This is a genomic window from Pseudomonas sp. LBUM1669, assembly GCF_059695705.1.
In genome coordinates this window covers 1,929,590-1,955,431 of record NZ_CP166784.1, presented here as the reverse complement: position 1 = coordinate 1,955,431, position 25,842 = coordinate 1,929,590, and the positions used below count along the sequence as shown (strand labels likewise).

Below are 25,842 nucleotides of genomic sequence, written 5' to 3'. Positions count from 1 at the left end.
AGCTTGCTCCCGCTCGACTGCGCAGCAGTCGTCTGGCATGACGGTTCCAATAGAAAAACCGCATTTGCCCAATTGGGGCCGCTCCGCAGCCCAGCGGGAGCAAGCTCCCTCGCCACAGGTTTTGTGCAAGACCTTTTGATTATCCTCTGCCCCCAGACTCCATCATGCCTGCCAACCACTTCAACACCCACTGCCCCGACTGGGCGACTGCCCTGCTCAACGGTTTCAGTCAGATCTTCCTCCAGCGCCATCCGCTGTTTGGTCTGCTGTGCCTGTTGGCGATTCTTTTCACCGCGCCTACCCTGCTCGGCGGTGCGCTGCTGGGCGGGGTCGCCGGGTTGCTCACCGCGCAACGACGCGGTTATGCCAAGGCCGATCGTCAGGCCGGGCTGTTCAGTTACAACGGTGTCTTGCTCGGCCTTTTGCTGAGCCTGTATTTCCCTTGGTCAGCACTGTTGCCGCCGCTGATCATTGCTGCGGGCGGACTGAGCGCGATGCTGACTCAGCAATGGCTCAAACGCGTCCGGGTCAGCCACTACCTGCCTGCCTATACGGCGCCCTTCGTTGGGTTGGGCTGGTTGCTGCTGTGCTTCGCCACCCCCTCGACAAAAGCGCATCTAATCGAAATCAACACGCTGAACATGCTCGCCGCACCGCTGAAAGGCTTCGGCCAGGTGATGTTCCTCGGTCATCCGCTGGCCGGTGCGATGATTGCCGTGGGTTTGCTGATCGCTGATCGCCGCGCATTCTGCTGGGCGTTGTTGGCGTCTGTCGCGGGCATGGGCTGGAGTCTGTTGCATCACGACGTTTACAGCGCATTGATCGGCCTCGGTGGCTATAACGCCGTACTCGCCGCCCTCGCCTTGAACTCGCTGCGCCAGCATCCGTGGCTGCCGCTGGTCGGCATTGCATCAGCGCTGTTGCTGACCTCGGTGTTTGCCGCCATCGGTCTGCCAACGCTGACCGCGCCGTTCATCCTCTCCTGCTGGCTGATCCGCACGGTTATTCAGATGCTCGGCATGATCGCTGTCGCCCGTGCGCCTTGCACTCTGGAGGAGAATCAACCTAGGCTTCGCTGATTATTGGTTCAGGCGGTATCCATGGACAGCAGCAAAAACTGGCGTGAAGAGCTTTACGTCATGGTTTTCCAAAGCGACACCAAGGCGGGGCGGCGCTTCGACGGCATCCTGCTGTTGATCATCCTCGCGAGCATCGTGATTGTGATGCTCGACAGCATCGACTCCATCCACCAGAACTACGCCAACGTGCTGGCGAACATCGAGTGGGGCTTCACCGTCATCTTCGTCATCGAATATGGCCTGCGCCTGTACTGCTCGCCCAAGCCGTTGCGCTATGCATTCAGCTTTTACGGGCTGGTGGATTTGCTGGCGATCGTGCCCGGCATCCTGGCGTTGTATTACGCCGATGCGCAGTATTTGCTGATTATTCGGATCATTCGGATGCTGCGGATTTTCCGCGTGCTCAAGCTCAGCCCGTACCTCAAGCAAGCCAACTATCTGATGTCGGCGTTGCGCGGCAGCAAGCAGAAAATCGTGGTGTTTCTGGTCAGCGTCTGCACGCTGGTGACGGTGTTCGGCACGTTGATGTACGTGATCGAAGGCCCGGAACACGGCTTCACCAGCATTCCCAAAGGCATCTACTGGGCGATCGTCACGTTGACCACGGTGGGCTTCGGCGACATCGTGCCCAAGACACCGTTGGGCCAGGTTATTTCGTCCCTGGTGATGATCACCGGTTACTCGATCATCGCCGTGCCGACCGGGATTTTCACCGCCGAACTGGCCAACGCCATGCGCGGTGAACAGCTGCAACACGACTGCCCGGTGTGCAAGAAAAACAATCACGAACACGGGGCGGCGTTTTGCTCCCGTTGCGGGAATGCTTTGTTTAAGAAAATGGAATAAGCAAAGTGCTTTTTAATCTTTAAAGGCCTATGCGAGCCCGGCTATAGTCGCTGGCAAATTGCCTCACTTTTTACAAAAAACTTTATAGAACACTCTTTATAAAACAAGGAATGCGCAGTGAAAAAACTCTTTGGCGCCTCACTTCTCGCTGCTGGCCTGGCCCTGACCAGCGTGGCTCAGGCCGCACCGACCCTGCTCAACGTTTCCTACGACGTGATGCGAGATTTCTACAAGGACTACAACACAGCGTTCCAGAAACACTGGCAAGCCGAGCACAACGAAAACATCACCTTGCAGATGTCCTTCGGCGGCTCCAGCAAACAGGCGCGTTCGGTGATCGATGGCCTGCCGGCTGACGTCATCACCATGAACATGGCCACCGACATCAACGCCCTGGCAGACAACGGCAAACTGGTCCCGGACAACTGGGTCACCCGCTTGCCGAACAACAGCGCACCGTTCACCTCGGCCACCGTGTTCATCGTCCGCAAAGGCAATCCGAAAGCCCTGAAAGACTGGCCGGATCTGCTCAAGGACGGCGTGCAAGTGATCGTGCCGAACCCGAAAACCTCGGGTAACGGTCGCTACACTTATCTGTCCGCCTGGGGTTACGTGCTGAAAAACGGCGGTGACGAGAACAAGGCCAAAGACTTCGTTGGCAAGCTGTTCAAGCAAGCGCCAGTACTGGATACCGGTGGCCGTGCAGCCACCACCACGTTCATGACCAACCAGATTGGCGACGTGCTGGTGACCTTCGAAAACGAAGCGGAAATGATTGCCCGTGAGTTTGGTCGTGACCAGTTTGAAGTGATCTACCCAAGCGTCTCCGCTGAAGCCGAGCCGCCGGTGTCGGTGGTCGACAAAACCGTCGACAAGAAAGGCACCCGCGCCGCAGCCGAGGAATACCTGAAGTACCTGTGGTCGCCGGAAGGCCAGGAAATTGCGGCGGCCAACTACCTGCGTCCGCGTGATCCGGCGGTGCTGGCCAAGTACACCGATCGCTTCCCGAAAGTGGATTTCCTGTCGGTGGAGAAGACCTTTGGTGACTGGCGCACCGTACAGAAGACTCACTTCAATGACGGTGGGGTGTTTGATCAGATTTACAGCGGTCAGTAATTCCTGAGCCCAACGAAAAGGCGACCTGATGAGGTCGCCTTTTTTGTGGCACAAGATTTGTGTTCACTGATAATCCCCTGTGGGAGCGGGCTTGCTCGCGAAGAGGCCGTGTCAGTCGACATCAATGTTGAATGACACACCGCTTTCGCGAGCAAGCCCGCTCCCACAGGGATTTCGATTCGCCGTTACATTGGCGGTGTAACGCCATCCTTGCCCGCCGAGATGGACTGCGCGGTCAGTGTCCCGTCTGCACTTTGGGTGACGAACGTTACGATCTTCACACCCACCTTCAGCAAACTCCTATCCCCCGGCATCAGATTCACGATCGGCACATCGTCCGGCACCAGAATCTTCTGCTGGCCGCCCTTGTAGTTGACGGTCAACACCCGGCCATTGCTCACCACCAGATCGCCGACGCTGCCGTTGGTCATGCTGCTGCCCTTGACCAGATCGAACGGCCGATGCCCGTCGCCGCTGCCCGCCAGTTCCGGTGGGAACACATGGACCTCCAGCGCCTTCAAGGTGCCATCGTCTTGCGGTATGGCCGCTGAGCCAATGTAGCTGCCGGGCCTGATGTCTTCGATATTGGCGAGGGTAACGGCGCGGACTTTGGTGTCGTTGGTCAGTTTAATGACCACGTTTTCACCCGTGTTGACGTGGACTTTCAAGACATCCGGGCTCACCCCGCTGATCTCGCCGCGAACGCCAATGCGCATGCCCGGCGCATCGGCAGCCTGGGCGATCCCTACTGTGAACAAGCCGATCAAGCCAAGAACTGAAGCGCCGCGAATAAGGTGACGAAACATCGCATTCATGGAAGTGCCTTCCGGTCAGGAATCGTGAAGATAGAACATAAGCACGCTATCGAACAGGATGTAAGTGAATGTATCATCGAGCCTCGATATTTTGACGCAAGGTTCATCGATGGACGGCCCATACGTCCGTCACTCATTCCGCAAAGGAATGATTGCTATCACTCCAAACTCTCTTTTGCCGAGTCCGATTCCTCTTTAGCCTGCGCGCATTCCCTTCTGTTCAGCGAGACACGTTATGAACCCAGCGACCCAGGTGCCTCACAGCACCGCGACAATGACCAAAGGCATGGTGCTGCTGTTCGCCTTTTGCTGCGGCGCTATTGTGGCCAACATCTACTACGCCCAACCGATCATCGGCCTGATCGCGCCGGACATCGGCCTGACCAGCACCATGGCCAGCCTGATTGTTTCGTTGACCCAGATTGGTTACGCGCTTGGCTTGTTCTTTCTGGTGCCGCTAGGCGATCTGCTGGAAAACCGCCGACTGATGATCATCACCACCGTGGTGGCGATTGCCAGCCTGTTGGGCGCAGCGTTTACCGATCAGCCGAATGTGTTTTTGCTGATCTCGTTACTGGTGGGTTTCAGTTCGGTGTCGGTGCAGATCCTGATTCCGCTGGCCGCACACCTTGCGCCGGAAGAATCACGGGGTCGGGTCGTCGGCGGGATCATGGGCGGTTTGCTGCTGGGGATTCTGTTGGCGCGGCCTGTATCCAGCTTGGTGGCTGACCACTTCGGCTGGCGTGCGATGTTTGTGATCGCGGCGGTGTTGATGGCGGCGATCAGCCTCGTGCTGGCGCTGACGATTCCCAAGCGCCAGCCTGATCACAGCGCCTCTTATGGCCAGTTGCTGGGGTCCCTGTGGACGCTGTTGCGCCAGCAACCAGTGCTGCGTCAGCGCGCGTTTTACCAGGGTTGCATGTTCGCCACGTTCAGCCTGTTCTGGACCGCCGTGCCGCTGGAACTGGCGCGAAATCACGGCCTGTCGCAAACCCAGATCGCGATCTTCGCCCTGGTCGGCGCCATCGGTGCGATCGCCGCCCCTATCGCCGGTCGACTGGCCGATGCCGGCCACACTCGCATCGCTTCATTACTGGCCCTGCTGTTCGCCAGCCTGAGCTTCCTGCCAGCGTTCATCCATCCGGTCTACAGCGTCATCGGCCTCGCAGTCACCGGCGTGGTCCTCGACTTCTGCGTGCAGATGAACATGGTCCTCGGTCAACGCGCGGTCTACGCCCTCGACGCCAAAAGCCGCAGCCGCCTGAATGCGCTGTACATGACCAGCATTTTCATCGGCGGCGCGTTCGGATCCTCGGTGGCCAGTGCGGTGTATGAGCACGGTGGCTGGTTGTGGATCGTGATTGTGGGCAGTGCGTTTCCGCTGTTGGCGTTGTTGCGGTTTTTGAGTGTTTCCGAAAAGAGCTCGTTGGCGACCGCGTGAACCTTCAAAAGCTTCGCGGGCAAGCCCCGCTCCCACAGGAAGGCTTGCTCGTGATTGATGTGCGACTGATGTTCCGCACTTCAAATCTTCAACATCCCCCAACCTCTGCCTGAAAATTCCGGATTACCTCGATGCTCGCTCACCAATGTGGGCACCGGAATATCCAGCCCCTGCGCCTCCATTTGTTGCAGAAGTATCTGCGCGATTTCGACGGCGGCGTCATATGCCTCCTCGAACGTATCCCCGGCAGTCACAGCACCCGGGATATCTGGTATTTGAATACCTGTCGCAGTCCTCTCATCTCCCCACTCGATAATGATTGGATAGTGCACAACGGTTCCTCCAGCAAAAACCACCTTAATGGAGCGCCACTGCACCATAGAAACCAGGCAGGGTCTGTTCACGTTGTTTTTCAGGATGTGAATCCTTCATGCCCCCAAGCATGAATCCCAAAACTTCACCTGACCGCCATTCGCCCCTGCGGTCAGGATTGATCTCACCTGATTCGTTACCGCCAAGGCCAACCCGGATTACACTCAGCGTCCAAAGCCTGAAGCGATGCTGGATGCGATTCGCGGCTGACCCGTTCAACGGCCGCCTGCCCCGGCGGCATGTGCTTTCAAGGAGTGTGCAATGACCCGACGTACCTTTCTCATTACCGGTGCCAGCAAAGGCATCGGCCGGGCAGTGGCCGAACATCTGGACCGTGCGGGGCATCGGGTGGTCGGGATTGCCCGGACGCCGGACCTGTCCTTCCCCGGCATTCTGTTTCCGCTGGATCTGAGCGACAGGGCACTGACTCAGGAAGTACTGGCGGATCTGGCCAGGACGTATGAATTTGATGGACTGGTGAACAACGTCGGCCTGGTTCGCCCGCAAGTGCTGGGCGAAATCGACCTCGATACGTTTGATGACGTGATGCGGGTCAACCTGCATTCGGCGTTGCAGGCCACTCAGGCGTTGCTGCCAAATATGCGCGCCAAGGGCTGGGGTCGGGTGGTGAATATTTCCAGTCTGACCGTACTCGGCATCACCCAGCGCACGGCCTACGCGGCGGCCAAGGCGGCGATGATCAGCTTCACGCGCTCTTGGGCGCTGGAATTGGCGCAAACCGGTGTGACCGTGAACGCCGTGGCGCCGGGGCCGACTGAAACAGAGCTGTTTCGCGCCAACAACCCGCCGGGCAGCGAAGGTGAAGCGCGGTATCTAGCGGGTGTGCCGATGGGACGACTGGGGCAGCCACAAGAGATCGCGGCGGCCATTGCGTTTTTGTTGTCCGAGCAAAGCGGGTTTATCACCGGGCAGACCTTGTTTGTCGACGGCGGCTCCTCCATAGGCAAAGCCGCGTTCTGACCACCGGCAAAATCCCCCTTGATCTTCACAAGGACCTGAGATGGACCGCCTCGGCGCAATGGAAACCTTCGTCTACGTGGTGGAAACCGGTTCGTTTTCCGCCGCCGCCCGGCGCTTGAATATCGGCCAGCCCGCCGTCTCGAAAGTCATCGCGCAATTGGAGGCGCGCCTTGCCGTTCGGCTGCTGCTGCGATCAACCCGTGGCCTGACACCCACCGAGGCTGGCCTGGCCTTTTTCGAACGCTCCAAGCGTGCCATCGAAGAAGCCAATGAAGCCGACAACGCAGCACGCGGCGCCGCCAGCGGTCTGAGCGGTAACCTGCGCATCTGCGCTGCCGTGACCTTCGGCCGGCTGCATATCGTTCCGCATCTGGGGCCATTTCTCGATCAGAACCCGGACCTGAACATCGATTTGATGCTGGACGATCGCAACGTCAATCTGGTGGAAGAAGGCGTCGACATCGCCCTGCGCATGGGCGCCCTGAGTGACTCCGGCCTGACCGCCCGCAAGATCGCCGAGTGTCGGCGCATGGTGCTGGGCACGCCAGCCTATTTCGAAAAACACCGCGAGCCCACCTGCCCTGCCGATCTGAGCAAACACCAAGCAGTCATCTACACCTTGGGCGGTGGTGCCAATTGGCAGTTCCGCAAGGCCTCGGAAGAACAGGCAGTGATCATCAACGGCCGAATCCGCGTCAACGTCGCCGAAGGTCTGCGTGCAGCCGTGCTCGCCCATCAAGGGCTGACGATAGCGTCCGAATGGATGTTTGCACCGGAACTGGCGAACGGCGCGGTCAGGGAAGTGATGAAGGATTGGACGTTGCCGAATCAGGACCTTTGGGCGGTGTTTCCCACAGGCAGAATGGCCAGCGCAAAGGCTCGGGCGTTTGTGAAGTATGTGCAAGGGGTGCTGATAAAAGAGGTCTGAGAAACGCTCAGAAAGCAAAACGGCGATCCTGGGATCGCCGTTTCTGTTTACTCCCCGAACTGCCGCCCCAACCCACCCGGCACACCATGGATATTGGTCTCTTCCCATGGCCCGTTCGGGCTGATCGACCGGCTCCAGCCGTTGTTCCAGCGGTAGTAGGTGCGCTGGCGGTAGAAGGTGTTGGGTTGGTCATCAAGCACATAGACGCCAAGCTTGGCATCCCAATGGCTGTTGCCCCCCGGTGGCGGCGCGAAGCTGGCGGAAGTGCGTGGCAGCGGCTTGGCGGGTTTGGCCGGGGTGGTCGGTTTACTCGGCGCTGTCGAGGGCGCCGGTTTGGTACTTGGCTGCGACGGCGGGATCGGTGGCGGGGTTGGCTGCTCAGGGGGCCGTTGGACCACACAAGCGCTTAACCCCAAAACCATACTGAGCAGGGTGATACGAGCGATGGTGGTCATAGTGGCGTTTCCTGTCATTTGTCCGGGCTGTCGATGGTCAGTGTTTGCTGCGTCGTGCTGCTGCTGGCCAGAGGCTGGCTGCGACCGATCCATTCGCCGGCCGTTGGTTGGCCGGCGCGAGAGATGCGCGCAACCAGTTGGACTTCAGGGAAGTTCGACAGTTTCAACTGCGGCATCATTGCGTCGGCATCGCCCAGTTCGACGGTGGCCGGCAGATCAGCCACGGTCAGACGCTTGGCGGCCAGCGGTGCCGGTGGACCCGAGGTCGCGCGGGCGAAAATGAACACGCTGTCGCCGGGCAGAACCTTGGCTTTGAGCTCGGGCGCCAGATCGACGGTGACTGTAAGCTTCGCTGCCGCTTTGGCCGCTGGAGCCTGGGCGACTTTGCCACCGCTGGCTTCGAGTTTCTCGGTGGCTCGCGTGATCCCGCCTTGCAGCGCGGCACGGGAACTGTCCTCCGGCGGCAGTTGCGCCAACAGGCGATTCCAGTAGTCGATGGCGTCCTGATACCGCTGGCTTTCAAACGCCGCGATGCCCAGCAGGCCAAGGCTGGTGACTTCTTTCGGATCGGCTTTCAGCGCTTCGTCAGTCAACGCCTGAATCTTGTCCGACCACTTTTTGCCATCGGCGAAGTACTGGGCCTGGGCCCATTGGCCGAGCAGCTCCGGCTGACGACCGGCCAGGTTCACCGTGCGCTCGAAGATCTTCGCCGCGTCGCCAGGACGGTCCTGAGCCATGTAGGTGCGACCGAGGAAGTACAAGCCTTCAGCCGAATCCGGCTGCGCCGCGACCGCGCGCTCCAGACGCTGGGTCATCTCTTCCATCGACTGCGGCGCCTGGGCGAATTCGCGGGTCAGTTCAACCTTGTCGCTGGCACCGTAATGCAGGTACAAGCCCAGCCCCAGGACCGGCACCAGAATCGCCGCCAGCAAGGGCCACGGTTTGCCAAGGCGGGACACGCGCGGTGCCTCGACGCCTTCGGTGTCGGCGAGCAACTCACGGGCAGCTTCGGCGCGACCGGTTTCCAGTTGAGCAGCGTTGAGCACGCCCTCTTCCTGCTCGGTTTGCAACTCAGCCACGCGCTCCTGATACAGCGCGACGTTCAGGGCAGTACGATCCTCTTCAAGTTGAGCGCGACGGCCACGCAAAACAGGGATCAGCAGAAAACTCAGGGCAACCAGAAGTAGCAGACCTGCAGCGAGCCAGAAATCAATCATTCTTGGTTTTATCCAACAGGTGGTCGAGGCGCTCACGCTCCTCGGCAGAGAGCTCATCCTTGGTGTCAGCGCGTTGCACGCGACGACGGCGGACGATCACGGCGATGATCACAAAACCGCCCAGCAGCAGGCCGGCCGGGCCGAACCAGAGCAAAGCGGTCTTGGCGTTCAGAGCGGGTTTGTAGCGGACGAAATCACCGTAGCGATCAACCATGAAGTCGATGATCTGCTGATTGTCCTTGCCCTCGCCCAACATGCGGAAAATCTCTTTGCGCAGGTCGGCGGCGATGGGTGCGTTGGAATCGGCGATGTCCTGATTCTGGCACTTGGGGCAACGCAGCTCTTTGGTCAACTCGCGAAAACGCTCGCGATCACCTTCTTTGGCGAACTCGTAGGTGTCGATGGCGCCGTGTGCAACACCGGCCATGCTCAAACCTAATACAGCGGCGGCTATCCAGCGCTTCATGGCTTGGCCTCATCGACCAGTGCCTGATACTTGGCCGCCAGTTTTTCGCGCCAGACCTGTTCGTCGATCACTCCGACGAACTTGTCGCGGATGATGCCTTTGGCGTCGATGAAAAAGGTTTCCGGGGCGCCGTACACACCGAGATTCAGGCCCAGCGAGCCCTCCGCGTCACTGATGCCCAACTGGTAAGGGTTGTGGAATTCCACCAGCCACTTCTTCGCGTCGGCGTTGACGTCCTTATAGTTGATGCCATAAATCGTCACGCCCTGCTGGGCCAGCTTGTTCAATACCGGATGCTCGACCTTGCAGGCGATGCACCAAGTGGCCCAGACGTTGACCAGTGCCGGTTTACCGAGAATGTCGGCTTTGGTCAGGGTCTTGTCGCCCTCCACGGTCGGCAGGGAAAACGCCGGGAACGGCTTGCCGATCATCGCCGAAGGCAACTCGGCCGGGTCCAGGTACAACCCGCGATACAGGAAAACAGCCACCACCAGAAAAATCGCCAGTGGCAACAGCATTAACCAACGTCTCATGCCGTGGCTCCCGTCATGCCCAGCGCTTCACGCACGCGGCTTTTCACCTTGACCCGATAACGGCGATCCAGCGCCGCCAGCAACCCGCCGAAACCTGTCAGCAGCCCGCCGAACCAGATCCAGCGCACGAACGGTTTGACGTGGACACGCACGGCCCAGGCGCCATCGCCCAGCGGTTCGCCGAGTGCGACGTAGATGTCACGGGTGAAACCGGCGTCGATCCCGGCTTCGGTCATCACCGAGTTCTGCACGGTGTAGAGGCGTTTTTCCGGGTGCAACACGCTGACTTCCTTGCCATCGCGGATCACCCGAACGGTGCCCTTGTCGGAGGTGAAGTTCGGACCTTCGTAGTGCTTGGCGCCTTCGAACACGAAGTGATAACCGGCCAGGTCCATGGACTCGCCCGGCGCCAGGCGCAAGTCGCGCTCGGCACTGTTCTGGCTCGACAGCACGACGCCAAGGGCACACACGGCGATGCCCAAGTGCGCGATCTGCATGCCCCAGTAGCTGCGGGTCAGAGTCGGCAGACCTTTGATCAGGCCTTTGTGGCGGGTCTTGTCGAGGATGTCGCGCACACCGGCCAACAGCACCCACGCCGCGAGCATGAACGTGGCGATCACCGCCCAGTTGAAATCGCCATAAGCGACGCCGGCCACCACGGCCAACGCGGCACTGCCGAGCAACACTGGGGTCAGCATGCTCATCAGCCATTTGACCGGGGTGTCTTTCCAGCGCACCAGCATGCCGACGGCCATCACCATCATCAGCAACGCCATCAACGGAATGAACAGCGCGTTGAAGTACGGCGGGCCGACCGACAGCTTGGCACCGGTCATCGCATCGAGAATCAGCGGATACAAGGTGCCCAGCAGAATCATCGACGCCGCCACCACCAGCACCAGGTTGTTGCCCAGCAGCAGGGTTTCCCGGGACCACAGATTGAAGCCGACGTGACTCTTAACTACCGGGGCGCGCAGGGCGAACAGCGTCAGCGAACCGCCGACCACGAACAGCAGGAAAATCAGGATGAACACGCCGCGCTCAGGGTCGGAGGCAAAGGCGTGAACCGAGGTCAGCACGCCGGAACGCACCAGGAACGTACCGAGCAAGCTCAACGAGAACGCGGCAATGGCCAGCAACACGGTCCAGCTCTTGAACACGCCACGTTTTTCCGTGACCGCCAACGAGTGAATCAGCGCCGTACCGACGAGCCATGGCATGAACGAGGCGTTTTCCACCGGGTCCCAGAACCACCAGCCGCCCCAGCCGAGTTCGTAGTACGCCCACCACGAACCCAGGGTGATGCCGATCCCGAGGAAGGCCCAGGCAACGATGGTCCATGGACGCGACCAGCGCGCCCACGCCGCATCAAGACGACCGCCCAGCAAGGCAGCGATGGCGAACGCGAACGCTACGGAGAAACCGACATAACCCATGTACAGCATCGGTGGGTGAACGATCAGGCCGATGTCTTGCAGCAAGGGATTGAGGTCGCGACCGTCCGCCGGAATCTGCGGCAGGATCCGTGCGAACGGGTTCGAGGTGAGGATCAGGAACAGCAGGAAACCGGTGCTGATCATGCCCATCACCGCCAGCACGCGGGCCAGCATCACTTGCGGCAACTGCCGGGAGAACACCGACACCGCAAAGGTCCAGCCGCCGAGGATCAAGGCCCAGAGCAGCAGCGAGCCTTCGTGAGCGCCCCACACCGCGCTGAACTTGTAGTACCACGGCAAGGCGCTGTTGGAGTTGCTGGCCACGTAGGCGACGGAGAAGTCGTCGGCCATGAACGCGTACGTCAGGCAGCCAAAGGCGAACAGCAAAAAGGCGAACTGGCCCCAGGCCGCTGGCTGAGCGAGGCTCATCCACAAACGGTCACCGCGCCAGGCGCCGAGCAATGGCACGATGGCCTGGACCAGCGCAAAACACAGCGCCAGGATCATGGCCAAGTGGCCGAGTTCAGGAATAAACAGTGCGGATGTCATCGATCAACCCTCCTTCGCGGGCGTTGGAGCAGATTGACCGCTGTCTTTCAAAGCCTTGGTCACTTCCGGCGGCATGTACTTTTCATCGTGCTTGGCCAGCACTTCGTCGGCAACCACCACGCCGTCAGCGTTGAGTTTGCCCAAGGCCACGATGCCCTGCCCTTCACGGAACAGGTCCGGGAGGATGCCGCGGTAGCTGATGGTCACGGATTTGCTGAAGTCGGTGACGATAAATTTCACGTCCAGCGAATCGCCGGAACGTTGCAGCGAGCCCTTCTCGACCATGCCGCCGGCGCGAATGCGCGTGTCTTGCGGGGCTTCGCCGTTGGCGATCTGGGTCGGGGTGTAAAACAGATTGATGTTCTGCTGCAGGGCGCTCAGGGCCAGGCCGACGGCAGCGCCGACACCCACCAGGATCGCGAGAATGATGATAAGACGCTTTTTGCGCAGCGGATTCACTTGCCGTTCTCCCGGCGCAAACGACGCGCCTCTTGTTGCAGATACCGCTTGCGGGCCAGGATCGGCGCCGCCACGTTGAGGGCCAGCACCGCCAGGCAGATGCCATAGGCTGACCAGACATACAGGGCGTGATGGCCCATGGCGAGGAAGTCGCCGAATGAAGCAAAACTCATCGAACGGCCTCCAGACTGTTCTGCACTTCAGCTTTCACCCAACTGGCCCGGGCTTCGCGCTTGAGCACTTCAAGGCGCATGCGCAGCAACAACACCGCGCCGAAGAAACAGTAGAAACCCAGCACCGTCAGCAACAATGGCAGCCACATCTCGGCGGGCATTGCCGGTTTTTCGGTGAGGGTGAAGGTCGCGCCCTGGTGCAGGGTGTTCCACCACTCCACCGAGTATTTGATGATCGGGATGTTGATCACGCCGACAATCGCCAATACCGCGCAGGCCTTGGCCGCGCTGTCACGATTACTGATCGCGTTGCCCAGCGCAATAAGACCGAAGTACAGAAACAGCAGAATAAGCATGGACGTCAGTCGCGCATCCCAGACCCACCACGAGCCCCAGGTCGGTTTGCCCCAGATCGCGCCGGTGACCAGCGCCACGGCGGTCATCCAGGCACCGATGGGCGCCGCGCATTGCAGGGCGACGTCGGCCAGTTTCATTTTCCAGACCAGCCCGACGATGCCGCACACCGCCAGCATGACGTAGACGGACTGCGCCAGCATGGCGGCCGGAACGTGGATATAGATGATGCGAAAGCTGTTGCCTTGCTGGTAGTCAGGCGGCGCGAAGGCCAGGCCCCAGACCACGCCGACGCCGATCAGCAGCACTGCGGCGATGCTCAGCCACGGCAGCAGTTTGCCACTGATGCCGTAAAACCATTTGGGCGAGCCGAGCTTATGAAACCAGGTCCAGTTCATTACTGTTTCCATCACGGTTGCTCTTCGCTATGAAGAGCACAGGGTCTTTACTGATCAAATTTTGACCAGACCTCATTATTCGCCGACGCTGATCTTCAGGCCAGCAGCTATTGCAAACGGTGTCAGCGTTATCGCCAGGGCGGTCAGGCTACCAAGCCACAAGAGATAACCGGTCGCCGGCATGCCCTGCAGGGCCGCCTGCAAGGCGCCACTGCCGAGAATCAACACCGGGATGTACAGCGGCAGAATCAGCAGCGCCAGCAACAGGCCGCCACGCTTCAATCCCACCGTCAGGGCTGCGCCCACCGCACCGAGCAGGCTCAGCACCGGTGTACCCAGCAATAAAGAAAGCAGCAACACCGGCAGACAGCCGGTTGGCAAACCGAGCATCAACGCCAGCAGTGGAGCGAGCAAAACCAGTGCCAGGCCAGAGAAGGCCCAGTGTGCCAGTACCTTGGCCAAAACCAGAAGAGGCAGGGGGTGCGACGAAAGGACCCACTGTTCAAGCGATCCGTCTTCGAAATCACTGCGGAAGAGCCCGTCCAGCGAGAGCAGGACCGATAAAAGGGCCGCGACCCAGACCAGCCCCGGAGACAAGATTTGCAACAATTGAGACTCGGGACCGACCGCCAAAGGGAACAGGGAAACGACGATCGCGAAAAATACCAACGGATTGGCCAGTTCAGCCGGACGGCGGAACAGCAGGCGGGCCTCACGGGCGACCAACAGGCCGAAAACACTCATACGGCCCACTTCCCCAGATCGATATCGCGATAGCCGGCCGGCATTCGGCTCAGCGTGTGGTGGGTGGTCAGCACCACCATGCCGCCGCGCTCACAGTGGGCGGCAAGGTGTTCTTCGAGTTGCGCCACGCCTTGTTTATCGAGCGCAGTGAACGGCTCGTCGAGGATCCACAGCGGCGGGCTGTCCAGATACAGCCGAGCCAACGCTACACGGCGCTTCTGGCCGGCGGACAACGTGTGGCAGGGAACATCCTCGAAACCGCGCAGTCCGACATCGGCCAGCGCTTGCCAGATCGCCTCGTGGGAAGCGGGTTGATGCAGGGCGCAGAGCCAGATCAGGTTTTCTTCCGGCGTCAGCAAGTCCTTGATCCCGGCGGCATGCCCGATCCACAGCAGGTTGCGCGCCAGTTCAAGGCGCTGGTCGTTCAGCGGCTGGCCGTTGAGCAACACTTGACCGGCGGTCGGCTGCATCAATCCGGACAGCAGACGTAAAAGGCTGGTTTTGCCACTGCCGTTGGGGCCACTGATTTGCACCATTTCGCCACTGGCCAGTCTCAATTCGAGATTTTCGAAAAGCAGCCGAAGGTCTCGCTCACAAGCGAGGGCAACGGTTTGCAGGACAGGACTGGTCAAGAGATCACGGGCCTTTTGCGGTTCAAGTCGGCGGCGGAGCGGCCGCTAAAGAGATGCAGCATAGATGCATTGGCGGCCTGTTCTAGAGAGCTGCGTCAAACAAATGCAATGTTTTCGCCACTCCCCGAAAGACGGGCGGCATTATACATGCCATGCCCTACTCTAAAGAGTGCATTTTCCTCAGGTTGTGACCGCGTATGACAGGCGAAATGAACATCCTCCCGCTACCACAGACCACGCCCGCGACTTCGCGGCCGTTGGTGGTGAGTGGCGATCTGCTCAAGCTGCTGACGCCGATGGAGGGCCTGATCACACCCGGCCAGACCGCCAAGGCCGAAGTGCTGTCGCTCAAGCAAGCGGATCAGACCTTTCAACTGTTGCTCAAAGTCACCCTCGACAGCGGTCGCCAGACCACGGTCCAGGCCACCAGCACCCAGCCGCTGCCCCAGGGCACCAGCCTGGCGATCACCCAGCCGTCAGCCAGCAATCTGGCGATCACGGTGCAACAGGCCATTGCTTCCAGCGTCGCCACCCTCACCCGCATCGACACGGCGCAATTGCCTGTCGGGACGTTGTTGCAGGGTAAAGTGCTGACTTCGCAGGTGTTGCCGCAGGTGCCGGGCCAGCCGACGGTGTTTCGTTCGATGGTGAGCCTGCTCAACACCGCGTTGAGCGGCAGCACGCTGAGCATCGACAGCCCTACGCCGCTGCGCATCAGTACGTTGTTGAGCGCCTTGGTGCAGGACACGCAAACCTTGAAGTTCGTGCCGCTGAGCAATCGTCAGGAGCAGTTGGCGGTCACCCAGCAATTGGTCAGTCAGCAGAGCCGCCAAGGTTCGCTGGATGGCTTGATAAAGGTGCTGCAAAACCTGCCACCGTCGGACCAGACCTCCAGCGACCTACGTGTTGCCGTGGAAAAACTGCTGGCCGGTTTGCCGGACGTTCAGCAACTGAGTACGCCAAAAGGCCTCGCCCAGGCGCTGGCCAATAGCGGGCTGTTCCTCGAAGCGAAATTGCTGAGTGGACAAAACCCGACATTGGCGCCGGACATGAAAGGCGATCTGCTCAAGCTGATCGCGCAACTGACGCCGGGGCTGCCGGCCAACACCAATCTCAACGCGATCATCGCGGCCAACACCTTGGTCCAGTCCATGCCGAGTTTCGTGCGCAGCGCCCTCGGCATGCTCGGCCAGGTCAGCGCAAAGCCGCTGCCCGCCAGTTTCCCGCTGCCCGAACGGCTGCTGCAAAGCCACGACGGCGAAGACGATCTGGAACAGTTGCTGCGTCTGGCTGCGGCGGCCGTCTCGCGCCTGCAAAGCCATCAATTATCGAGTCTTGAGCAAACCGGCGTCACTGACGATGGACGACTGCTCAGCACCTGGCAGCTGGAAATCCCGATGCGCAATTTGCAGGACATCGTGCCGCTGCAGGTCAAATTCCAGCGCGAAGAAGCACCCGAGAAAGAACCACCCCACGAACGCCGAGACGAACGCGAGCCGAAACAGCCCCTGTGGCGCGTGGACCTGGCGTTCGACATGGAACCGCTGGGCCCGTTGCAGATTCAGGCGCAGTTGATCAAGGGCAGCCTGTCCAGCCAGCTCTGGGCCGAACGCCCTTACACCGCCAGCCTGATCGAAAGCAATCTGGCCGCGCTGCGCCAGCGCTTGCTGGATTCCGGGCTGAACGTCGGCGATCTCGACTGCCACCTCGGCACACCACCACAAGGCCCTCAAACCCGCCTCGAACAACGCTGGGTTGACGAAACCGCATGAGAAACCCCAACACCCCACGCCAGGCCATCGCCCTCAAATACGACGGCACCCATGCCCCTACCCTCACGGCCAAAGGTGACGAAGAACTGGCGGAAGCGATTTTGAAAATTGCTCGCGAATGCGAAGTGCCGATCTATGAGAACCCGGAGCTGGTAAGGCTGCTGGCGAAGATGGAGTTGGGGGACAGCATTCCGGAGGAGTTGTACCGCACGATTGCCGAGATTATTGCTTTTGCGTGGAGTTTGAAGGGCAAGTTTCCGGCGGGGCATGATCCAGAGGCGGTCGTGCTGGAGAAGGACATTACCGAACGCGGGGATGACTACTGAGGTTTCGAGGACGCCATCGCGAGCAGGCTCACTCCTACATTGGATCTTTGGCGTGCACAGAATGTGTTCACTGAAGATCTACTGTGGGAGTGAGCCTGCTCGCGATTGGCTATCTCAGTTCCGGTGAAGCTTGCGCATCAACTCCGCTTCAGCCTGGGTCAAACCACACGACTGAGTCAGTTCATCAACGGTAGCCCCCATCCCGACCAATCGTGCCGCCTGTGCAAACGACAGGCTCGACGGATCGCGCTGTTCCAGCTGAGCCAGTTTGTCCGGCAAGGGACCGACGACGGCGCGCAGTTCGTGCAGGTCTTCACCCATGCGCACGTTGCCGCGCTGATAATCGTCGACGCGCTTGGCCAGGTCCTTGATGCGCTGATCGCGCAGCGCATCACCCTCGGCCTGTTGCGCCGCGATCACGCGCTGGCTGCGGATGTACGCCAGGAACATTGCCAGCGTGCCTGCCCAGAAAAGGAACAGGACAATGACCGCTACCTCAAGAATCAATCAGATGTTCTCCAGGTCCGACCATTCTTCTTCGCTCATCATCTTGTCCAGTTCGACCAGGATCAGCAGTTCGTTGTTCTTGTTGCACACGCCTTGGATGAACTTGGCGGACTCTTCGTTACCGACGTTCGGCGCGGTCTCGATTTCCGACTGACGCAGGTAAACCACTTCGGCCACGCTATCGACCATGATCCCGACCACTTGCTTGTCGGCTTCGATGATCACGATACGGGTGTTGTCGCTGATCTCGGCATTCATCAGGCCGAAGCGCTGACGGGTGTCGATGACGGTGACCACGTTACCGCGCAGGTTGATGATGCCCAGCACGTAGCTCGGGGCACCCGGGACCGGGGCGATTTCGGTGTAACGCAGGACTTCCTGAACGCGCATCACGTTGATGCCGTAGGTTTCATTGTCCAGCTTGAAGGTTACCCATTGCAGGATCGGATCTTCGGAACCTTTTGCATTCGTCGCTTGACTACTCATACCCTGACCCCTCGAAAAACCGCTTCTGGCGGTGTGTGTTCTGTGTGGCGGCATTCAACAATGCCGTCGCATACTTGTTATGTCGGCAGCTATGTCGGTTTGTGTAGCGGCTTGCTGCCGCCCATGTGCTTTGCCCCACCGCTGGCGATCAACTCGGCCAGGGCAGAAACGTCCAGCAGCGCACACATGTGCTCAATCACCGTGCCGGCGAGCCATGGCCGCTGACCTCGATGACTTCTCCATTTGATTTCGTTCGGGTCCAGGCGCAATGAGCGACTGACCTGATGCACCGCCAGCCCCCACTCGTAGCCCTGAACCGAAATGACGTATTGCAGGCCCTGGCGGAAATCATCGCGGTAGCGGTCGGGCATGACCCAGCGCGCGGTGTCGAGGACTTTCAGGTTGCCGGCCTGACTCGGCAGGATCCCGAGGAACCACTCCGGCTGACCGAACAGCGGCGTCAGCTCGTGACCGGCCAGCGAATAAATCGAGCCCAGGCACACCAGCGGCACCGCCAGGGTCAACCCGGCGACATCGAACAGCAGGCATTCGAACGGCTCGGCGGCCCACGCCGGGCGACCGTCAGTTTCTACCGGTGGCGGCGTGTTGCTCGGCGGCAGATGGACTTCGACCAGCGGCGGCACCAGGGTTTGCAGCAACGGTGCGAGGGTCGATACCGACGCCAGAACCGGTGCCGGCGCTTCTTCGAGTACCACCGGTGCTTTTGCGACCGGTGCAGCGACCGGAGCCGCCACGGGCGCTACGACAGGTGCAGCGGTCACGACGGACTTCTGCGCATCACGCGCCTGCTCTTCAAGCACGGCTGCCTGGAACTCGTCCAGCGCAGCCTCAACCTCTACCGCTTCGACAACCTCAATGACTTCAGCCACCGCTTCCACTTCCAGCGGCAACTCTTCAGTCGCCTCCATCAGCAGGCTGTCCAGATACGACTGGAGCGCCAGTTGCGGACGCGAGGTGATTTTCACCGGCCGATTCATCTCAGGCCACCTGCGGGACAAGTTGTGCTGCCAGCAAATGCTTGAGCAAGGCGCGATAAGCGAGAACCCCACGGCTCTTGCCGTCGAATTGCGAAGGCGTCAGCCCGGCCCGGCTCGCATCCCGCAGGCGCGTGTCGATCGGGATGTAGCCTTGCCAGATCTCTTCCGGGTATTTGTCGCGCAGCACGCGAAGGGTCCCGAGGGACGCCTGGGTGCGGCGGTCGAACAGAGTCGGAATGATGGTGAACGGCAACGCCACTTTGCGTGAGCGGTTGATCATTGCCAGGGTGTTGACCATGCGTTCCAGGCCTTTGACGGCCAGGTGTTCAGTCTGCACCGGAATGACCAACTGCTGGCTCGCCGCCAAGGCATTGACCATCAGTACGCCGAGCAACGGCGGGCTGTCGATCACGGCGTAATCGAAGTCCTGCCACAGCTGCGCCAGGCTCTTGGCAATCACCAGGCCCAAACCACTCTGGCCCGGCGACTGACGTTCAAGCGTGGCCAGAGCGGTGCTCGACGGCAACAGCGAAATGCGTTCGTCACTGGTCGGCAGCAGCAACTGACCGGGCAAACCTTGCGGCACGCTGCCCTTGTGCAGGAACAAGTCGTAGCTGCTGTGTTCCAGGCTGTCGGGGTCGTAGCCGAAGTAGCTGGTCATGGAGCCGTGGGGGTCGAGATCGACCACGACCACGCGCTTGCCCGCCTCGGCCAGCAAACCGGCTAAAGCGATAGAGGAAGTGGTTTTACCAACACCACCCTTTTGATTGGCAACGGCCCAGACTCTCATTCGAAATGTTCCTCCCGGTCGATACGCTCGACCGAGAAATAGCTCAACGTGTTGATGCAGGCGACGGAGAATTGACGGCGCTCTCTCGTACCGGCGACTTGACCGGGGTCGGTGCAGTTTGTGTGCCAGCACGCTTCAACGCGGCATCCGGTTGCGTATGGGCGGTTCCGGTACCGGTGAGGCTGCGACGTACATCGAGATTGCGTGACACGACCAGCACGACACGACGGTTGCGTGCACGGCCCTCGGCGGTGGCGTTATTGGCCACCGGCTGGAATTCGCCGTAACCCACCGACGCCAGGCGACCCGGGTTCACGCCCTGCATCGCTAGCATGCGCACGATGCTCGCCGAACGGGCCGAGGACAGCTCCCAGTTGGTCGGGTATTGCGCGGTGCGGATCGGTTGATCGTCGGTAAATCCTTCGACGTGGATCGGGTTGTCGAACGGTTTCAGAATGCCGGCGACCTTGTCGATGATGTTGAACGCCATGTCGCTGGGCATGGCGTCGCCGCTGCCGAACAACAGGCTGGAGTTGAGCTCGATCTCGACCCACAGCTCGTTGCCGTGCACGGTCATCTGGTTGGACTTGATCAAGTCGCCAAACGCCGCGCTGATGTCATCGGCGATGCTTTTCAGCGGATCGCTGGCGCCTGCTAAACCGGCGTCGACCTGCTCGCTGTCCTTGACCAGCGGCTTGGCCGGGGTCACGGTCATTGGCCGCTCTTCGCCAACCGGAATGGGCTTGAGGGAGCGATCGGCGTCGGCGAAGACCCCAATCAACGCTTGCGAAATGACTTTGTACTTGCCTTCGTTGATCGAAGAGATCGAGTACATGACCACGAAAAACGCGAACAGCAACGTGATGAAGTCGGCGTAGGAAACGAGCCAGCGTTCATGGTTTACATGTTCTTCAGGTTGCCTGCGACGTGCCATGGTCCATATCCCCCATCAATCCATGAAGCCCTGAAGCTTCAACTCAATAGAGCGAGGGTTTTCACCTTCGGCGATCGACAGGATCCCTTCCAGCAACATTTCGCGATAACGCGACTGGCGTAACGCGACGGACTTGAGCTTGGCGGCAATCGGCAGCAACACCAGGTTGGCACTGGCCACGCCGTAGATGGTCGCGACGAAGGCGACGGCAATGCCGCTGCCCAGTTGCGTCGGATCGGCCAGGTTGCCCATGACATGGATCAGGCCCATCACCGCGCCGATGATGCCGATGGTCGGCGCGTAGCCGCCCATGCTTTCGAAGACTTTTGCGGCTTCGATGTCACGGCTTTCCTGGGTGTAGAAATCCACTTCCAGAATGCTGCGAATCGCTTCCGGCTCGGCGCCGTCGACCAGCAGTTGCAGGCCTTTGCGCGAGTAGCTGTCAGGTTCGGCATCGGCCACCCCTTCCAGACCGAGCAAACCTTCCTTGCGCGCGGTCAGGCTCCAGTTGACGACGCGGTCGATGCCGCCGGCCAGGTCAACGCGAGGCGGAAACAGAATCCAGCCAATGATTTGCATGGCACGCTTGAAGGCGCTCATCGGCGATTGCAGCAACGCCGCGCCGATGGTCCCACCGAGTACGATCAGCGCAGCCGGGCCGTTGGCCAATGCGCCGAGGTGACCGCCTTCAAGGTAGTTGCCGCCAATGATGGCGACAAACGCCATGATGATCCCGATAAGGCTTAAAACATCCATCAGATACACGCCTCGACCAAGTGCCTGCCAATATCGTCCAGACCGTAGATCGCGTCGGCGAGATCGGCTTTGACGATAGCCATCGGCATGCCGTAGATCACGCAGCTGGCTTCATCCTGAGCCCAGATCGCGCTGCCGCCCTGCTTGAGCAGACGTGCGCCTTCACGACCGTCGGCGCCCATGCCGGTCAGTACGACCGCCAGAACTTTGTCGCCGTAGGACTTGGCTGCGGAACCGAAAGTGATGTCCACGCACGGTTTGTAGTTCAGACGCTCGTCGCCCGGCAGGATTTTCACCGCCCCACGGCCGTCGATCATCATTTGCTTGCCACCCGGTGCCAGCAGCGCCAGGCCCGGACGCAGGATGTCGCCATCCTCGGCTTCCTTGACGCTGATGCGGCAGAGCTTGTCCAGACGTTCGGCGAAGGCCTTGGTGAAGGCGGCCGGCATGTGCTGGATCAGTACGATCGGGGCTGGGAAGTTGGCCGGTAACTGGGTCAACACCCGTTGCAGGGCAACCGGACCGCCCGTGGACGTGCCAATGGCCACCAGTTTGTAGGCTTTGCGTTTTGGCGCGGGCGACGACGGGCCGGACGATGCCGGGGCCGGTGTCGGTGCGTAGCTACGCGCCGGAATCGGTGCCGGAGCCGCGCGCACAGGCGTGCTGCTGCCGTAACTGCTGACGCTCGAAGGCGCAGGCGTGGGGGCTGGCGCGGCGACCGGGGCCGGTGCGCTGTAGGTATTGGCGCGACGGTTACTGCGCGAAATGCTGAGAATCTTCTCGCACAGCAGTTGTTTGACCTTCTCCGGGTTGCGGGAGATGTCTTCGAAATTCTTCGGCAGGAAATCCACCGCGCCGGCGTCCAGCGCATCGAGGGTGACCCGGGCGCCTTCATGGGTCAGCGAGGAGAACATCAATACCGGGGTCGGGCAGCGTTGCATGATGTGCCGCACCGCCGTGATGCCATCCATCATCGGCATCTCGTAGTCCATGGTGATCACGTCTGGCTTGAGGGCCAGCGCCTGATCGATCGCCTCTTTTCCGTTGGTCGCCGTACCGACGACCTGGATATTCGGATCCGCTGAAAGAATTTCCGAGACGCGGCGGCGGAAAAACCCCGAATCGTCCACCACCAGGACTTTGACTGCCATAAACACTCCGTTAGGACGGAGCGAGGCTTAGTCGCCCCGCTCCACCAGAATCAAATACGCCGTGCGGCGTAACGCTTGAGCATGCTCGGAACATCGAGAATCAGCGCAATGCGACCGTCACCGGTAATGGTGGCGCCCGACATGCCCGGGGTTCCCTGGAGCATTTTGCCCAATGGCTTGATGACCACTTCTTCCTGGCCCACCAGCTGGTCGACGACGAAGCCGATCCGCTGAGTGCCCACCGAAAGGATCACCACATGGCCCTCGCGCTGCTCTTCGTGAGCGGCGGAGCTGACCAGCCAGCGCTTGAGGTAGAACAATGGCAGTGCCTTGTCCCGCACGATCACCACTTCCTGACCGTCCACCACGTTGGTGCGCGACAGGTCGAGGTGGAAGATCTCGTTGACGTTCACCAGCGGGAACGCGAACGCCTGGTTGCCGAGCATGACCATCAGCGTCGGCATGATCGCCAGGGTCAACGGGACCTTGATGACGATCTTCGAGCCCTTGCCCTTGGTCGAATAAATATTGATGGTGCCGTTGAGCTGGGCGATTTTGGTTTTCACCACGTCCATGCCCACGCCGCGTCCGGAGACATCGGAAATTTCGGTCTTGGTCGAGAAACCCGGCGCGAAGATCAGGTTGAAGCAGTCGGACTCGCTGAGGCGATCCGCGGCATCCTTGTCCATCAAGCCTTTCTTCACGGCAATACCGCGCAGAACATCAGCGTCCATGCCCTTGCCGTCATCGGAGATGGACAGCAGGATGTGGTCGCCTTCCTGTTCAGCGGACAGGATCACCTTGCCGCTGCGAGGCTTGCCCATCGCTTCGCGCTCGGCCGGCTCTTCAATGCCGTGGTCGACCGAGTTGCGCACCAAGTGGACCAGCGGGTCGGCCAGGGCCTCGACGAGGTTCTTGTCGAGGTCGGTTTCTTCGCCGACCAGCTCCAGGTTGATCTCTTTCTTGAGCTGGCGAGCCAGGTCGCGAACCAGACGCGGGAAGCGCCCGAAGACTTTCTTGATCGGTTGCATCCGGGTCTTCATGACCGCGGTTTGCAGGTCGGCCGTGACCACGTCGAGGTTCGACACGGCCTTGGACATGGCTTCGTCGCCGCTGTTGAGGCCCAGACGGACCAAGCGGTTACGCACCAATACCAGTTCGCCGACCATGTTCATGATTTCGTCGAGACGCGCGGTATCAACCCGCACGGTGGTCTCGGCTTCGCTGGCCGGTTTTTCCGGTGGCGGCGCGGACGGTGCGCGGGCTGGAGCCGGTGCAGCGGCAGCCGCCGGTTTCGGCGCTTCGGCTTTCGGCTCGGGTGCCTTGGCAACCGGTTTGGGCGCAGCAGCCTTGGCGACTGGAGCAGCCACCGCAGCACCTGTGCCGACTTCGGTGAACTTGCCTTTGCCATGCAATTCGTCGAGCAGCGATTCGAACTCGTGATCGGAGATCAGATCACCGCCGGCCGCTTTAGCGGTTGGCGCAGCCGAGGCAGGTACGGCGGCAATGGCCGATTCCAGCGCATCCACCGCAAAGTTGCCCTTGCCGTGCAACTGGTCGAGCAGTGCTTCGAATTCGTCGTCGGTAATATCAGAGCTGTCGCCGGCCGCTTTCGGTGCCGCCGGTGCAGCGGGCGCTGCCACCGCATCAACCGCGAACTGGCCTTTGCCGTGCAGTTGATCGAGCAACGACTCGAACTCGGCATCGGTAATTTCGTCGCTGGCCGCGGACTCGGCAGCCGCCACTGGAGCAACCGCCGGCGCTTCGGCTTGAGCCTTGACGGCGTTCAGCGAGTCCAGCAGTTGTTCAAATTCGTTATCAGTGATGTCGCCCGATTCTTCAGCGGCAGGTGCTTCGACCACTTCAGCCACCGGTGCAGATTCATCAGCTGTTTGCGGCTCGGCCAGACGGGCCAGTGCCGCGAGCAATTCAGGCGTGGCAGCCGTAATCGGGCTGCGTTCGCGAACTTCGGTGAACATGCTGTTCACTGCGTCCAGCGCTTCGAGAACCACGTCCATCAGTTCCGAGTCGACGCGACGTTCACCCTTGCGCAGGATGTCGAACACGTTCTCGGCGATGTGACAGCACTCCACCAGCTCGTTGAGCTGGAGGAAGCCGGCGCCCCCTTTTACAGTGTGAAAACCGCGAAAAATTGCATTGAGCAAATCCGCATCATCCGGTCGGCTTTCAAGCTCGACCAGCTGTTCGGACAGTTGCTCTAGAATCTCGCCGGCCTCAACCAGGAAATCCTGAAGGATCTCTTCATCGGCGCCGAAGCTCATTAAGGGGGTGCTCCTACAGGTCTAAAAACCTAAAAAACCTAAAATGCTAAAACTCTAAAATCCTAGGCTGGATAACAAATCGTCCACATCGTCCTGACCGGACACAACGTCTTCTCTTTTATCGGCATGAATCTGCGGACCTTCACCCTGAGAGAGATGTTTTTGCGGATCTTTTTCAGCAAGCATCGCATCACGGTCATGTTCGATACCCGCAAAGCGGTCTACCTGACTGGCCATGAGCACGAGCTTGAGCAGGTTGCTTTCAACTTCGGTGACCAATTGGGTCACGCGCTTGATCACCTGACCGGTGAGGTCCTGGTAATCCTGGGCCAACAGAATGTCGTTGAGGTTGCTCGACACCGTGCGATTGTCATCGCTGCTGCGCGTCAGGAAACCGTCGACGCGCCGGGCCAGTTCGCGGAACTCTTCAGCCCCGACTTCGCGACGCATGAACCGCCCCCAATCCGTGCTCAACGCCTGGGCTTCTTCGCTCAGGCGGTTGACCAGCGGCGTGGCGTTTTCCACCAGGTCCATTGTGCGGTTGGCGGCGGCCTCGGTCAGCTTGACCACATAACCCAGACGCTCGGTGGCGTCCGTGATCTGCGACACTTCCTCGGCTTGCGGCATGTTTGGGTCAATCTGGAAATTGACGATCGCGCTATGCAGCTCGCGAGTGAGCTTGCCCACTTCCTGATACAGGCCGCGGTCACGGGTCTGATTGAGCTCATGGATAAGTTGCACAGCGTCGCCGAACCTGCCTTTTTCAAGGCTTTCGACCAGTTCGACCGCGTGTTTTTTCAGGGTCGATTCAAAATCGCCCAGTGAAGATTCTTTATGCTCCATAGC

General features: G+C 60.3%; 28 protein-coding genes and 1 pseudogene. 8 read left to right on the top strand and 21 right to left on the bottom strand.

The genetic code is table 11. The features are described 5' to 3' along the window. Positions 1 to 164 precede the first annotated feature (164 nt). The 3 genes from ACA051_RS09070 to ACA051_RS09060 all read left to right on the top strand — a co-directional run bounded on the left by ACA051_RS09070 (position 165) and on the right by ACA051_RS09060 (position 3,041). Complete coding sequence (locus ACA051_RS09070) at positions 165 to 1,079, top strand: urea transporter (RefSeq protein WP_497309252.1); 915 nt, start codon at positions 165 to 167, stop codon at positions 1,077 to 1,079. A 21-nt stretch (positions 1,080 to 1,100) separates the two neighbouring features. Beyond that, positions 1,101 to 1,925, top strand: coding sequence for an ion transporter (locus ACA051_RS09065; RefSeq protein ID WP_497309250.1), 825 nt, complete (start codon positions 1,101 to 1,103; stop codon positions 1,923 to 1,925). A 117-nt stretch (positions 1,926 to 2,042) separates the two neighbouring features. Then, positions 2,043 to 3,041, top strand: a complete 999-nt coding sequence (locus tag ACA051_RS09060) for a sulfate ABC transporter substrate-binding protein (RefSeq protein WP_150702741.1) — start codon at positions 2,043 to 2,045, stop codon at positions 3,039 to 3,041. Between the two features lie 185 nt (positions 3,042 to 3,226). Here ACA051_RS09060 and ACA051_RS09055 read toward each other — a convergent pair whose 3' ends face one another. Further along, positions 3,227 to 3,856 carry a hypothetical protein gene (locus ACA051_RS09055; RefSeq protein ID WP_497374425.1) on the bottom strand — a complete coding sequence of 210 codons (630 nt, stop codon included), beginning with the start codon at positions 3,854 to 3,856 and terminating at the stop codon, positions 3,227 to 3,229. Positions 3,857 to 4,091: 235 nt separating this feature from the next. Between ACA051_RS09055 and ACA051_RS09050 the strand changes: the two genes are divergently transcribed. Next, complete coding sequence (locus tag ACA051_RS09050; RefSeq protein WP_497374423.1) at positions 4,092 to 5,297, top strand: MFS transporter; 1,206 nt, start codon at positions 4,092 to 4,094, stop codon at positions 5,295 to 5,297. Positions 5,298 to 5,380: 83 nt separating this feature from the next. On the opposite strand, the pseudogene ACA051_RS09045 reads toward ACA051_RS09050, so the two are convergent. After that, positions 5,381 to 5,629 (bottom strand): annotated as a pseudogene (locus tag ACA051_RS09045) (type II toxin-antitoxin system HicB family antitoxin); the annotation flags it as partial. Positions 5,630 to 5,930: 301 nt separating this feature from the next. Between ACA051_RS09045 and ACA051_RS09040 the strand changes: the two are divergent. Both ACA051_RS09040 and ACA051_RS09035 read left to right on the top strand, forming a co-directional pair. Further along, positions 5,931 to 6,650: an SDR family oxidoreductase gene (locus tag ACA051_RS09040; protein WP_497309245.1), complete on the top strand. Its 720-nt coding sequence runs from the start codon at positions 5,931 to 5,933 to the stop codon at positions 6,648 to 6,650. A 40-nt stretch (positions 6,651 to 6,690) separates the two neighbouring features. Further along, positions 6,691 to 7,578 carry a LysR family transcriptional regulator gene (locus tag ACA051_RS09035; protein ID WP_497309244.1) on the top strand — a complete coding sequence of 296 codons (888 nt, stop codon included), beginning with the start codon at positions 6,691 to 6,693 and terminating at the stop codon, positions 7,576 to 7,578. A 47-nt stretch (positions 7,579 to 7,625) separates the two neighbouring features. Here ACA051_RS09035 and ACA051_RS09030 read toward each other — a convergent pair whose 3' ends face one another. From ACA051_RS09030 to ccmA, 10 genes are all read right to left on the bottom strand, one after another. Next, positions 7,626 to 8,033, bottom strand: coding sequence for a hypothetical protein (locus tag ACA051_RS09030; protein ID WP_497309242.1), 408 nt, complete (start codon positions 8,031 to 8,033; stop codon positions 7,626 to 7,628). A gap of 14 nt (positions 8,034 to 8,047) precedes the next feature. Further along, complete coding sequence (gene ccmI / locus ACA051_RS09025; protein WP_497309241.1) at positions 8,048 to 9,250, bottom strand: c-type cytochrome biogenesis protein CcmI; 1,203 nt, start codon at positions 9,248 to 9,250, stop codon at positions 8,048 to 8,050. Next, entirely contained in the window at positions 9,243 to 9,716 is a 474-nt protein-coding gene (locus tag ACA051_RS09020) for a cytochrome c-type biogenesis protein (RefSeq protein WP_497309239.1), read from the bottom strand. The genes ccmI and ACA051_RS09020 overlap by 8 nt, the downstream gene beginning before the upstream one ends. Further along, a complete protein-coding gene (locus ACA051_RS09015) occupies positions 9,713 to 10,249 on the bottom strand; it encodes a DsbE family thiol:disulfide interchange protein (RefSeq protein WP_497309238.1) in 537 nt (178 codons plus the stop codon). The genes ACA051_RS09020 and ACA051_RS09015 overlap by 4 nt, the downstream gene beginning before the upstream one ends. Further along, positions 10,246 to 12,234 (bottom strand): heme lyase CcmF/NrfE family subunit, encoded by a 1,989-nt coding sequence (locus ACA051_RS09010; protein WP_497309236.1) that lies wholly within the window; start codon positions 12,232 to 12,234, stop codon positions 10,246 to 10,248. Before ACA051_RS09010 ends, ACA051_RS09015 begins: the two co-directional genes overlap by 4 nt. 3 nt (positions 12,235 to 12,237) lie before the next feature. Continuing rightward, on the bottom strand, positions 12,238 to 12,693 hold the full coding sequence (gene ccmE, locus ACA051_RS09005) for a cytochrome c maturation protein CcmE (protein ID WP_283183583.1): 456 nt from the start codon (positions 12,691 to 12,693) through the stop codon (positions 12,238 to 12,240). Then, complete coding sequence (ccmD, locus tag ACA051_RS09000; protein WP_008145547.1) at positions 12,690 to 12,866, bottom strand: heme exporter protein CcmD; 177 nt, start codon at positions 12,864 to 12,866, stop codon at positions 12,690 to 12,692. The genes ccmE and ccmD overlap by 4 nt, the downstream gene beginning before the upstream one ends. Then, positions 12,863 to 13,618 carry a heme ABC transporter permease gene (locus tag ACA051_RS08995; RefSeq protein WP_010456917.1) on the bottom strand — a complete coding sequence of 252 codons (756 nt, stop codon included), beginning with the start codon at positions 13,616 to 13,618 and terminating at the stop codon, positions 12,863 to 12,865. The genes ccmD and ACA051_RS08995 overlap by 4 nt, the downstream gene beginning before the upstream one ends. Before the next feature lie 75 nt (positions 13,619 to 13,693). Then, a complete protein-coding gene (gene ccmB, locus ACA051_RS08990) occupies positions 13,694 to 14,362 on the bottom strand; it encodes a heme exporter protein CcmB (RefSeq protein ID WP_497374422.1) in 669 nt (222 codons plus the stop codon). Then, positions 14,359 to 14,994 (bottom strand): cytochrome c biogenesis heme-transporting ATPase CcmA, encoded by a 636-nt coding sequence (ccmA, locus tag ACA051_RS08985; RefSeq protein ID WP_497374421.1) that lies wholly within the window; start codon positions 14,992 to 14,994, stop codon positions 14,359 to 14,361. Before ccmA ends, ccmB begins: the two co-directional genes overlap by 4 nt. Positions 14,995 to 15,191: 197 nt before the next feature. Here ccmA and fliK point away from each other — a divergent pair, with 197 nt between their 5' ends. Together fliK and ACA051_RS08975 are read left to right on the top strand one after the other, a co-directional pair. Beyond that, positions 15,192 to 16,766, top strand: coding sequence for a flagellar hook-length control protein FliK (gene fliK / locus ACA051_RS08980; RefSeq protein WP_497374420.1), 1,575 nt, complete (start codon positions 15,192 to 15,194; stop codon positions 16,764 to 16,766). Further along, a complete protein-coding gene (locus ACA051_RS08975; protein WP_497309230.1) occupies positions 16,763 to 17,092 on the top strand; it encodes an EscU/YscU/HrcU family type III secretion system export apparatus switch protein in 330 nt (109 codons plus the stop codon). The genes fliK and ACA051_RS08975 overlap by 4 nt, the downstream gene beginning before the upstream one ends. A 114-nt stretch (positions 17,093 to 17,206) precedes the next feature. Here ACA051_RS08975 and ACA051_RS08970 read toward each other — a convergent pair whose 3' ends face one another. The 9 genes from ACA051_RS08970 to ACA051_RS08930 form a co-directional block, all read right to left on the bottom strand. Then, positions 17,207 to 17,599 carry a DUF2802 domain-containing protein gene (locus ACA051_RS08970; protein ID WP_497309228.1) on the bottom strand — a complete coding sequence of 131 codons (393 nt, stop codon included), beginning with the start codon at positions 17,597 to 17,599 and terminating at the stop codon, positions 17,207 to 17,209. Next, the gene (locus ACA051_RS08965; RefSeq protein ID WP_010456928.1) at positions 17,600 to 18,085 is read right to left on the bottom strand and encodes a chemotaxis protein CheW; all 486 of its coding nucleotides are present in this window, start codon (positions 18,083 to 18,085) and stop codon (positions 17,600 to 17,602) included. A gap of 89 nt (positions 18,086 to 18,174) precedes the next feature. After that, positions 18,175 to 19,083 (bottom strand): CheW domain-containing protein, encoded by a 909-nt coding sequence (locus tag ACA051_RS08960; protein WP_497374419.1) that lies wholly within the window; start codon positions 19,081 to 19,083, stop codon positions 18,175 to 18,177. 1 nt (position 19,084) lies between these two features. Then, on the bottom strand, positions 19,085 to 19,873 hold the full coding sequence (locus ACA051_RS08955; RefSeq protein ID WP_109628602.1) for a ParA family protein: 789 nt from the start codon (positions 19,871 to 19,873) through the stop codon (positions 19,085 to 19,087). A gap of 43 nt (positions 19,874 to 19,916) precedes the next feature. Next, entirely contained in the window at positions 19,917 to 20,807 is an 891-nt protein-coding gene (gene motD / locus ACA051_RS08950; RefSeq protein ID WP_497374417.1) for a flagellar motor protein MotD, read from the bottom strand. A 15-nt stretch (positions 20,808 to 20,822) separates the two neighbouring features. Then, positions 20,823 to 21,563 carry a flagellar motor protein gene (locus tag ACA051_RS08945; protein ID WP_131061601.1) on the bottom strand — a complete coding sequence of 247 codons (741 nt, stop codon included), beginning with the start codon at positions 21,561 to 21,563 and terminating at the stop codon, positions 20,823 to 20,825. Continuing rightward, positions 21,563 to 22,714 carry a protein-glutamate methylesterase/protein-glutamine glutaminase gene (locus tag ACA051_RS08940; RefSeq protein ID WP_497309222.1) on the bottom strand — a complete coding sequence of 384 codons (1,152 nt, stop codon included), beginning with the start codon at positions 22,712 to 22,714 and terminating at the stop codon, positions 21,563 to 21,565. The genes ACA051_RS08945 and ACA051_RS08940 overlap by 1 nt, the downstream gene beginning before the upstream one ends. Positions 22,715 to 22,764: 50 nt before the next feature. Then, complete coding sequence (locus ACA051_RS08935; RefSeq protein ID WP_497309221.1) at positions 22,765 to 24,996, bottom strand: chemotaxis protein CheA; 2,232 nt, start codon at positions 24,994 to 24,996, stop codon at positions 22,765 to 22,767. Between the two features lie 54 nt (positions 24,997 to 25,050). Beyond that, positions 25,051 to 25,839 carry a protein phosphatase CheZ gene (locus ACA051_RS08930; protein WP_497309219.1) on the bottom strand — a complete coding sequence of 263 codons (789 nt, stop codon included), beginning with the start codon at positions 25,837 to 25,839 and terminating at the stop codon, positions 25,051 to 25,053. Positions 25,840 to 25,842 lie beyond the last annotated feature (3 nt).